11 protein-coding genes are annotated in these 9,420 nt (G+C 75.3%); 5 read left to right on the forward strand and 6 right to left on the reverse strand.

Annotated elements, in window-relative coordinates; translation table 11 throughout:
- Positions 1 to 101: 101 nt before the first annotated feature.
- Both ACRYR2_RS24625 and ACRYR2_RS24630 read right to left on the reverse strand, forming a co-directional pair.
- The gene (locus tag ACRYR2_RS24625; protein WP_432565637.1) at positions 102 to 1,034 is read right to left on the reverse strand and encodes an NADP-dependent oxidoreductase; all 933 of its coding nucleotides are present in this window, start codon (positions 1,032 to 1,034) and stop codon (positions 102 to 104) included.
- A 66-nt stretch (positions 1,035 to 1,100) separates the two neighbouring features.
- On the reverse strand, positions 1,101 to 1,955 hold the full coding sequence (locus ACRYR2_RS24630) for a helix-turn-helix domain-containing protein (protein ID WP_432565638.1): 855 nt from the start codon (positions 1,953 to 1,955) through the stop codon (positions 1,101 to 1,103).
- A 628-nt stretch (positions 1,956 to 2,583) separates the two neighbouring features.
- Between ACRYR2_RS24630 and ACRYR2_RS24635 the strand changes: the two genes are divergently transcribed.
- Entirely contained in the window at positions 2,584 to 2,862 is a 279-nt protein-coding gene (locus tag ACRYR2_RS24635) for a hypothetical protein (protein ID WP_432565639.1), read from the forward strand.
- Here ACRYR2_RS24635 and ACRYR2_RS24640 read toward each other — a convergent pair.
- Entirely contained in the window at positions 2,849 to 3,241 is a 393-nt protein-coding gene (locus ACRYR2_RS24640) for a RidA family protein (RefSeq protein ID WP_432565640.1), read from the reverse strand. The genes ACRYR2_RS24635 and ACRYR2_RS24640 overlap by 14 nt on opposite strands.
- Before the next feature lie 27 nt (positions 3,242 to 3,268).
- On the opposite strand from ACRYR2_RS24640, the gene ACRYR2_RS24645 reads away from it, so the two are divergent.
- Entirely contained in the window at positions 3,269 to 3,799 is a 531-nt protein-coding gene (locus ACRYR2_RS24645) for a cysteine hydrolase family protein (protein WP_432565641.1), read from the forward strand.
- Here the strand turns inward: ACRYR2_RS24645 and ACRYR2_RS24650 are convergent.
- Both ACRYR2_RS24650 and ACRYR2_RS24655 read right to left on the reverse strand, forming a co-directional pair.
- Positions 3,788 to 4,435 (reverse strand): FadR/GntR family transcriptional regulator, encoded by a 648-nt coding sequence (locus ACRYR2_RS24650; protein ID WP_432565642.1) that lies wholly within the window; start codon positions 4,433 to 4,435, stop codon positions 3,788 to 3,790. The genes ACRYR2_RS24645 and ACRYR2_RS24650 overlap by 12 nt on opposite strands.
- Before the next feature lie 13 nt (positions 4,436 to 4,448).
- Positions 4,449 to 5,165 (reverse strand): SDR family oxidoreductase, encoded by a 717-nt coding sequence (locus tag ACRYR2_RS24655; RefSeq protein ID WP_432565643.1) that lies wholly within the window; start codon positions 5,163 to 5,165, stop codon positions 4,449 to 4,451.
- A gap of 60 nt (positions 5,166 to 5,225) precedes the next feature.
- Between ACRYR2_RS24655 and ACRYR2_RS24660 the strand changes: the two genes are divergently transcribed.
- Positions 5,226 to 5,978, forward strand: a complete 753-nt coding sequence (locus tag ACRYR2_RS24660; RefSeq protein ID WP_432565644.1) for an SDR family NAD(P)-dependent oxidoreductase — start codon at positions 5,226 to 5,228, stop codon at positions 5,976 to 5,978.
- A gap of 25 nt (positions 5,979 to 6,003) precedes the next feature.
- The gene (locus tag ACRYR2_RS24665) at positions 6,004 to 7,176 is read left to right on the forward strand and encodes an MFS transporter (RefSeq protein ID WP_432565645.1); all 1,173 of its coding nucleotides are present in this window, start codon (positions 6,004 to 6,006) and stop codon (positions 7,174 to 7,176) included.
- Between the two features lie 27 nt (positions 7,177 to 7,203).
- Here the strand turns inward: ACRYR2_RS24665 and ACRYR2_RS24670 are convergent, their stop codons facing one another.
- Positions 7,204 to 8,091, reverse strand: coding sequence for an alpha/beta fold hydrolase (locus ACRYR2_RS24670; protein ID WP_432565646.1), 888 nt, complete (start codon positions 8,089 to 8,091; stop codon positions 7,204 to 7,206).
- Between the two features lie 53 nt (positions 8,092 to 8,144).
- Here ACRYR2_RS24670 and ACRYR2_RS24675 point away from each other — a divergent pair.
- The coding region (locus ACRYR2_RS24675; RefSeq protein ID WP_432565647.1) for an AfsR/SARP family transcriptional regulator at positions 8,145 to 9,420 on the forward strand (1,276 nt) is incomplete at its 3' end.

Raw genomic sequence — 9,420 nt, forward strand, 5'->3', positions numbered from 1 at the left:
CCCCCCCCCCCCCCCCCCCCCCCCCCCCCCCCCCCCCCCCCCCCCCCCCCCCCCCCCCCCCCCCCCCCCCCCCCCCCCCCCCCCCCCCCCCCCCCCGGGACTCATTCGGGAACGACGACGACCTTGCCCGGGATGCGCCCGGCGACGGCTTCGGCGTGCAGGGCGGGCAGCTCGGCCAGCGAGATGCGACGGGTGACCTCGACGTGCAGGGTCCCGTCGTCCACCAGGGACACCAGTTCGGCGAGGCGCTCGCGGTGGGGCCGGACGAACACGGTCACCGCGCTGACGCCGCGGGCGTCGTCGCCGGGCGTGGGGATGAACGCGGTGGTGCTGACGACCGTGCCGCCGTCGCGGACCAGGGCCACGAGGGCGGTGAACTCCTCGGGGTCGAGGGGGGCGAGGTTGAGCAGCACGTCCACCGGCTCCTCGACCGCGGTGAGCAGGTCGGTGCGGGTGTGGTCGACGATCTGGTCGGCTCCTGCGGCGCGGACCGCGTCGACGCTGCGCGGGCTGGCGGTCGCGACGACGTGCACACCGGCCCGCTTCGCCAGGGCGGTGGCGTACTTGCCGACGACCCCACCGGCCCCGACGACGAGCACGCGCTGACCCGCCTGCAGGCCACCCTCGTCGAAGAGCGCCTGCCACGCCGTCAACGCCACCGACGGCAGAGCCGCCGCGTCGGTCAGGGGGATGGTCGCGGGTGCCCCGACCAGCGCCTGCGCCGGCGCGATCACGTACTGCGCCGCGCCCCCGTCCTGCTCCATGGGCAGGAACCCGATCACCGCGTCGCCGACCTGCAGACCGTCCACGCCCTCGCCGACCGCGTCGACCGTGCCGGAGACGTCGTAGCCGGGAACGTGTGGCAGCACGACCGGGATCGGCAGGAACCCGGCGCGCATGCCGTTGTCGGCCGCGTTGAACGCCGAGGCCGCCACCTGCAGCCGCACCTGCCCGGCGGCCGGGGTGGGCAGGGGGACTTCTTCGTACTGCAGCACCTCGGGTCCGCCGACCTCGTGGAAACGCATCGCCTTCATGGGTGGACCTGCTCCTCGTGGGTTCCGTTCTGGGGACGTCACCGAAGGTCGCAGGTCCTGACGCGTTCATCCTGGGCCGGATCGGCCCACCTTCACGACGGCCGGTCCGTCGGCGGCGCCGACGACCTCGGCCAGCCGGGCCGCGTCGGCCGAACCCGGCGCCGCGGTCAGCACCACGGCCGCCAGGTCGTCACCGGGGATGGCGATCAGGTTCCCCACGAGCGTGACGGAGCCCCCGTCGGACTGGGTGATCGTCGCGCTGCTCTCGTAGGCGTGCACCGGCCGCGGTGCGCGCCACAGGGCGTCGAACCGGCGGCTGCGGGTCCGCAGTTCGTCGACCAGGTCGGCGAGCGGGGCGTCGGCGGGGTAGCGCAGCAGCGAGCTGCGCAGCCGGGTCACGAGGACCGCCTCGTGGTCGTCCGCGTCCGCCGCGGACTGCTTGAAGGCCTCGAACGGGTCGCAGAACGCGCGCCAGGCCACGTTCCACTGCCAGCGGTCCCCGGTGAGGTTCCAGTGCTCCAGCGCCAGGAACGCGCTGTTGACCGCCACGACGTTCATCGCCCCGTCCGAGACGATCATCGGGGTGTCGGCGAACCGCTCCAGCAGCCGCGTCGCGCCCGGGCCGAGGTCGGTCGGTACCCACCCCTCGGCGGCGGCGTGACCGGCCAGCGCGCAGAGCCGTTCGTAGTCGGCCCGCCCGACCCGCAACGCCCGGGCGATGGCGTTCACCACACCGACCGAGGGGTGGCTGCGGCCCTGTTCCAGCCGGCGGACGTAGTCCGCGGACATGCCCGCGAGCTCGGCGAGCTCCTCCCGCCGCAACCCGCGCACCCGCCGGCCACCCGGGGTCAGCCCGACCGTCGTGGGGGCCGTGCCCTCGCGCAGTTGGCGCACCGCCGCGCCGAATGCTTGACGCTCCACGGCCACAGTGTGCCCGGCGCCGCGGGGAACCGTGCGGGAACTCCGCGAGCGCACGTCGCGTCGTCGGTGACCTGGCCTCCAGGCGGTGTGGTCGAGGGTTTCCTCCACGATGGGCAGGCGCGGACGCCCGGCACCTCCCGCGTCTCGGGACGTGCTCTTCGAGGTGGCGCTCCCAGCCGGCCGGGTCCTCCGGCTGGCCGTCCCGGGCGACGACCTCGACCGCCGCGCGACGGTGGTGGGGACGGTCCGGCGGGGGAGGGGCGGTTCGATCCGGGTCACGATCACCGACCGGAGTTCTTCCCGCGTGGACCACCGCCGGCGGTCCACTTCCCCGCGCTGATCGTCCGCCACGCCGTTGCGGACCGCGAGGAACCGGGCCACGGGCCGAGCGGAGGCCTCGCCGGTGCACCAGCAGGTGCGCGAGCCTCCACCGGTCGTGATCCCGCTGTCGATCAGCTCCCGCTCCTGCTCCCGGGTCGGCTCGCTCGGCCCCGTGAGCAGCTCCTCGACATCGGACCAGCCGTCGCGTGGACCAGCGCTGGCGACGTCACGGCACCGGCGCAGCGCCACTGACGCCGGACGGGGCGGGGTTCGAACAGCCGTTCGACGGCTGTGGCATGCTCGGAAGGTGTCCGGGGGTCAGTTGCGCAGGAACGGGCAGCGTCCGCTGTACCAGGTGGTCCGTGAGCAGCAGGCCCGCGCCGGCGTGGAGGAGAAGCCGGCCGTCCGGCACTGCTGGGTCCGCGCCACGGACGGCGGGGAGCCGTGGCCCGGGATCGTCGTGGTGTGGGTCCGTGGGCCGAACGGGTGGCGCGGCCGGGTCGTCTACGTGGTGCCGGGGGACGACCCGGTCCTGGTCGAGGCGTGGGTCGACGCCGAGAACCTCCGTCCGCTCACGGCCGGGTGATGACCGCGTCCGCCTCGATCTCCACCAGCAGTCCCGGTTCGATGAGCGCGCTGACCTCGACCATCGTCGAGGCGGGCCGCACGTGGCCGAGGAACTCCCCGTGCACGCGGCCGACCTCCTCCCAGCGGGAGATGTCGGTGACGAACATGCGGGTCCGCACGACGTCCTCCAGCGACGCCCCCGCCTCCAGCAGCGCCGCCCGGATCCGGGTCAGGCAGGTACGGGTCTGCTCGGCGACGTCGTCGCCGCCGACCGGGCCGTCGGGGGCGGCGGCCGTCGTGCCCGCCACGCTGACGTGGTTCCCGACGCGGACGGCGCGGGAGTAGCCCACCACCGGTTCCCACGCGCCGCCGCTGGAGATCGTCTGCCGAGTGCTCACGGGCGGACTCTGCCGTACCGTCCGAGCGTGGCTGACGACCCCTGGCTCGTGCTGATCGACCTGCAGCGCATCTTCGGCGCTCCCGACTCGCCGTGGCGGGCGCCGCGCTTCGACGCGGCGGCGCAGGTGGGTGCGGGCCTGGTGGAGCGGTTCGCGCCAAACGTGGTGCTCACCCGGTTCGTCGCCCCGGCCGAACCGGCCGGCGCCTGGAAGCCCTACTACGAGCAGTTCCCGTTCGCGCTGGTGCCCGCCGACGACCCGTTGTACGACCTCGTCGACCCGTTCCACACCCAGGACGTCCCGGTCGTCACCCGCACCACGTTCGGCAAGTGGGGACCGCCGTTGCGGGCGGTCGTGGGGCAGGCGCCGATCGTCGTGGGTGGGGTGTCCACCGACTGCTGCGTGCTGTCCACCGTCCTGGCGGCGGCCGACGACGGTGTTCCGGTCACGGTCGTCGCCGACGCGTGCGCCGGGGCCAGTGACGCCGACCACGACCGGGCGCTGGAGGCGATGCGGCTGTACGCGCCCCTGGTGCAGGTGGTCGACTCACTGGGCTGAGGTCCTGGCGACGATCTCCCGCATCGCCGCTCCGGCCGCCGTCGCGTCGCCGCCGGCGACCGCCCGGGCGAGGACGGCGTGCAGTCCGACGTCGTGGGCGACGGGATCGACGTCGGCGCGTTCGTGCACGGCCTCACCGACGACCGCGCCGAGCTTGACGAACATCGCGTTGCCCGAGAGCTCCAGGACGGCGGCGTGCAGTTCGGCGTCGATCCGCGCGAACTCCGGGGCGTCGGCCACGTCGAGGCGTGCGGCCAGTTCCCACAGCCGGTTCCTCGACGCGTCGTCGGCGTGGACGGCGGCGGCCCGGGCCGCCGCCGGTTCGACCGCGGCGCGCAGTTCCCGGAGTTCGGCCAGCTGCTCGTCGCGGTCGGGACCGGCGAGCCGCCAGCGGACGACGTGCGGGTCCAGCAGGTTCCAGTCCCCGACCGGCCGGACCACGAGGCCGACCTTCGGTGAGGCGGTCAGCATCCCCAGCGAGGCCAGGACCCGCGTCGCCTCCCGGACGATGCTGCGGGAGGCGACGGTCCGGTCCACGAGGGCCTCCACCGACGTCCGGGACCCGGGCGGGAACCGGCCGCCGACGATGGCGGACCCGATCTCGTCGAGGACGCGGGTGAAGGCCGGGCTCCTCACCGCCGGGAGTTCTTCACCGCTGGGAGACGGGGGAGACGACGAGTTCGTCGATCCGCACGTGCGCCGGGGAGTCCAGGACGAACTGCACCGTCCGGGCGATGTCGTCGGGAGTCAGCATGAGTTCGCGCGCGGCGGCGTCGGGGACCGTGGGCCGCTGGGACAGGAAGTCGGTGGCGACGTCCCCCGGGCACAGGTGGGTGGCGCGCACGCCGTGCGCGGCCTCCTGGGCGTTCAGCGTGCGCGCGACCGAGCCGAGGGCGGTCTTGCTGGCGGAGTAGGCGACCCCCGCGCTGGGGTGGAACGACCAGCCCGCGTAGGACGACACCACGACGACCACCCCCGAGGAGGTGCGCAGGTCCGGCAGGGCGGCGTCGACGACCGTGACGACGGCGCCGAGGTTCACCGCCACGACGTCGTGGAACGTCTCGATCCGCTGGTCGCCCCACGCGCGCTGCGGGGTGTTGCGCCCGGCGGCCAGCACCAGGGCGTCGATCCGCCCGAACTCCTCGACGATGCGGGCCCGGGCGGCGCGGACGGCGTCCCCGTCGCGGACGTCGAGCGGCAGTTCCAGCGCGGTTCCGCCGGCCGCGGTGACCTCGGAGGCCGTGTCCCGCAACGCGTCGGCACGCCGGCCGCTCAGGGCGACCGTCCAGCCCGCAGCGGCCGCGACACGGGCGACCGCGCGCCCCATCCCGGAGCCGGCGCCGGTGATCCACAGGACTCGTTGCACGTCGCTCTCCCGAGGTCGTAGGTTCGTCCCCAATAGTATGCTCATTGAGGAGGATCTGCCGTGCACCTGGACCTCACCGACCGCGTCGTGGTCGTGACCGGAGCGGGACGGGGGATCGGCCGGACCATCGCGGGGCGCTTCCTCGCCGAGGGCTGCCGCGTCGTCGCCCTCGACCGCGCGTTCGAGGCCTCCCCGGAACCGGGCGTCGTCGAGATCGCCTGCGACGTCACCGACCCGGTCTCCGTCCAGGCGGCCGTCGACGACGTCGTGAGCCGTTTCGGGACCGTCGACGTCTGCATCAACAACGCCGGCGTCAACGTCGAGGGCCGGGTCGCCGACCTGAGCTGGGAACGGTTCCGGCAGTGCCTGGACGTCAACGTCGGCGGGGTGTTCCTGGTCAGCCAGGCCGTCGCCGAGGTCATGAAACCGCACCGGCGCGGCCGGATCGTCAACGCCGCGTCGTTCGCCGCGATCGTCCCCAGCGTCGGCAGCGCCGCCTACTCGGCGTCCAAGGCCGCCGTCGTGCAGTTCACCCGGGTCCTGGCCTCCGAGCTGGGCCCGTACGACATCACCGTCAACGCCTACGCGCCGGGGATGGTCCCCACCGCCATGAACGGTTTCGCCGACCTGCCGCCCGAGGCGGCCGACCGGCTGCTCGACACGCTGTCGCTGCGTCGCTGGGAGAGCGCCGACGACGTGGCCGACCTGCTGGTCTTCCTGGCCAGCGACGCCGCGGGCTACATCACCGGCACGCTCGTGGACGTCTCCGGCGGCAAGCTCGCCACCCAGATCCCGGCCCGGGCGTACGAGTAGGCCACGAGTCTGGGATCGTCGCCGGATGCGTACCGCCGGGGGCAGCCACTCCTTCGGCTGGCGTTCCCTCGCCGCGGTCTACGCCCCCGCCGCCCTGTTCAGCACCAGCCAGGGCGCGGTGCTGCCGGTCCTGCCGCTGACCGCCCGCGACCTCGGCGCCTCCGTCGCCGTCTCGGCGTTCCTCGTCGCCCTGCTGGGCATCGGCCAGGTCGCCGGGGCGCTGCCGGCGGGCGCGATGGTGACCCGGGTCGGGGAACGGACCGCGATGCTGTTCTCCGCGGTGCTCTCGGCGCTGGCCCTGCTCGGGGCCGCGTTCGCCCCGTCCGAGGCGGTGCTGGCCGCCTGCATCCTGGCGATGGGACTGGCGGCCGCGATCTGGAGCCTGGCGCGGCAGTCGTTCCTGACCGCCGCCGCCCCACCGCACCTGCGGGCGCGGGCGCTGTCGACGCTCGGCGGGGTCGGGCGCATCGGCACGTTCCTCGGTCCGTTCCTGGGTGCCGCGGGCAGTGCGGTGTGGGGCGTGCGCGGGTCCTACCTGGTGGCCGTGGTCGCGGTGGGGTCGGCCGCCGTCGTCGTCCTGCTGCTGCCCGACCCCGAGGTCGCCGAGCACCACGCCGGCCCGGCGCCGACCCTGGGGGAGGTGTTCCGGTCGCACGCCAGGGTCCTGGCCACGCTGGGGGTCGCCGCCCTGATGGTGCAGGCCGTGCGGCAGTCCCGGCAGACCGTGCTGCCGTTGTGGTGCGACCACGTCGGCCTGGACGCCACCACCACGAGCCTGGTCGCCGGGATCTCCGGCGCCGTCGACATGCTGCTGTTCTACCCGGCGGGTTCGGTCATGGACCGGGTCGGCCGGGCCGCCGTCGGGGTGCCGTCGATGCTCGTCCTGGCCGTCGGGCACCTGCTGCTGCCCTTCTCGCACAGCGCGCTGACCGTGGCCCTCGTCGGTGTCGTCATGGGGCTGGGCAACGGGATGGGCGCAGGCCTGGTGATGACCTTGGGCGCCGACGCGGCCCCACCCGGGGGGCGGGCCGTGTTCCTCGGCGCCTGGCGGTTGGTGACCGACACGGGAGCCGCCTGCGGGCCGCTGCTCGTCGGCGCGCTGGCCACGGGCAGCCTCGTCGTGGCCACCGGGGGAGTGGCCGCGCTCGCCGTCGCCGCGGCCGCCGGGTTGTTCCGGTTCGTGCCCCGGCGGCGCTGACCGCGGCGAGGCTCGACCACGTCGGCCTCACCGGCCCACCGCGCTCGGCGGCGGGTCCTGCCTGCCCAGCCGGGCGACCGAACGCACCAGCGCGACCACCTCCTCCGGCGCCTGCTCGGCCACGAAGTGCCCCGCCGAGGTCAGGCGGTGCTCCAGCACGGGCGCCCACGCACCCCACACCGCGGCCATGTCCGCACCCAGCTGCGCGCCCCAGTCCTGCTGCAGCACCCCGACGGGCATCGCCAGCGTGCGCCCGGCGGCGCGGTCGGCCGTGTCGTGCTCCAGGTCGATCCCGGCCGAGGCGCGGAAGTCCGCCACGATCGAGGGCACCCGCGCCGCCGACGCCTGCAGGTAGTGCTCGCGCACGTCCGCGAGCGCCGCCGGGTCCTTCGCCCACAGGTCCAGGAAGTACCCGAAGAACTCCCGCGGCGCCGCTCCGATGAGGACTTCGGGCAGCCCTGGCGGCTGGGCCATGAGGTACAGGTGGAACGCCACCGCGGCCGAGACCCCGTGCAGCACCGCCCAGGTGTCCAGCGTCGGCACCACGTCCAGGCACACCAGGCCGCTCACCCGGCCGGGGTGGTCCAGCCCGGCGCGGACGGCGACGAGCGCGCCCCGGTCGTGCCCGACGAGCGTGAACCGGTCCAGGCCCAGCGCATCGGCGACCGCGAGGACGTCCAGCGCCATCGTGCGCTTGGCGTAGGTGTCCGCGGACCGGGCCACCGGGGCGTCGCTGTCGCCGTACCCGCGCAGGTCCGCGGCGACGACCGTGTGGTCGGCGGCCAGGTCCGCGGCCACGTGCCGCCACATCCGCCGCGTCTGCGGGAACCCGTGCAGCAGCACCACCGGATCCCCCGACCCGGTGACGTCCACAGCCAGCCGGACCCCGTCACTGCCTTCGATCAGTTCTGCCATGGCGCCAGCGTCCCGGTCGCCGATGAGCAGCCGATGAGCGAGACGATCGGAGCGTGACCGTCCGGATCGGCCTGCTCGGGCCCGTGCTCGCCTGGCGCGGCGACGTCGAGGTGGACCTGCGCGGGCCGCGCCACCGCGCCGTCCTGGCCCGGCTCGCCGTCGCGCGCGGCCGCGTCGTGCCCCTCGCCGTCCTCGTCGACGACCTGTGGACCGCGCCCCCGGCCGGAGCCGTCGCCGCCGTCCGCACCTTCGTGGCCGCCCTGCGCCGGGCGCTCGAACCCGACCGCGCACCCCGCACCCCGGCGCGGGTCCTGCGCACCGCCGGGGCCGGGTACGTGCTCGACCTGCCGGCCGGCGCCCTCGACGTCGAGCAGTTCCGCCGCCCCGGCCCGGACGCCGGTGTCGTCGATCTGGAGAACGCCCTGGCGCTGTGGCGTGGACCCGCACTCGACGGTTTGGGCGATGAACCCTGGCTGACCGCCGAACGCGCCCGGCTGCACGAGGAACGGCTGCACACCGTCGAACTCCTCGGGGCCGCCAGGATCCGCTGCGGAACTCCCGAACTCGCCGTCGCCGACCTGCGCCGGCACACCGAGGAGAACCCCTGGCGAGAGGAGGGCTGGCGGCTGCTCGGGGCGGCGCTGGCCGCCTGCGGCCGGCGGGCCGAGGCCCTGACCGTCCTGCGCGAGGCCCGCAGGCTGCTGGCCACCGAACTGGGCCTGGACGCCGGGCCCGCCCTGGCCCGGACCGAGCAGCGGGTGCTGGCCGCGCCGGCACCGGCGCGCTGGCACGTCACCGTCGACGCGTTGCGGCACCTGGCGGTCAGCGGCGGCGACGGGCTCGAGGCCGCCCGCGCCGGCCGCACCAGCACCCTGGACGCCGCCGACGGACTCGATCCCCGGGCCGCGGCCCGCGTCGTCGGGGGTTTCGACGTCCCCGCCCTGTGGTCGCGCGCCGACGACCCCGAGCAGGCCGCGCGCATCGTCGCCACCGCCGAGCGGCTGCTGTCCGCACCGGGACCGGACGTCTCCCGTGCCCGGCTGCTGGCCACGGTCGGCATCGAGCTGCGCGGCGTGCGCGGCGCTCGCGGGCCTGCCGCCGCCGCGGAGGCCGAACGGCTGGCGCGGGAGCTGGTCGACCCCGCGGTGCTCGTGCAGGCCCTCAACGCGCGCTACCTCGCGAGTTTCCAGCGGCTGGGCGCGACAGCGGAACGCGAGGGCATCGGGGAGGAACTCGTCGCCGTCTCGGCCCGGCACGACCTGGTGCCGCACGGGATCCTCGGCCACCTCGTCCTCGTCCAGACCCGTTGCGCGGGGGGGGGGGGGGGGG

The sequence above is a fragment of the Kineococcus deserti genome (assembly GCF_050871945.1).
Taxonomy (GTDB): Bacteria; Actinomycetota; Actinomycetes; order Actinomycetales; family Kineococcaceae; genus Kineococcus.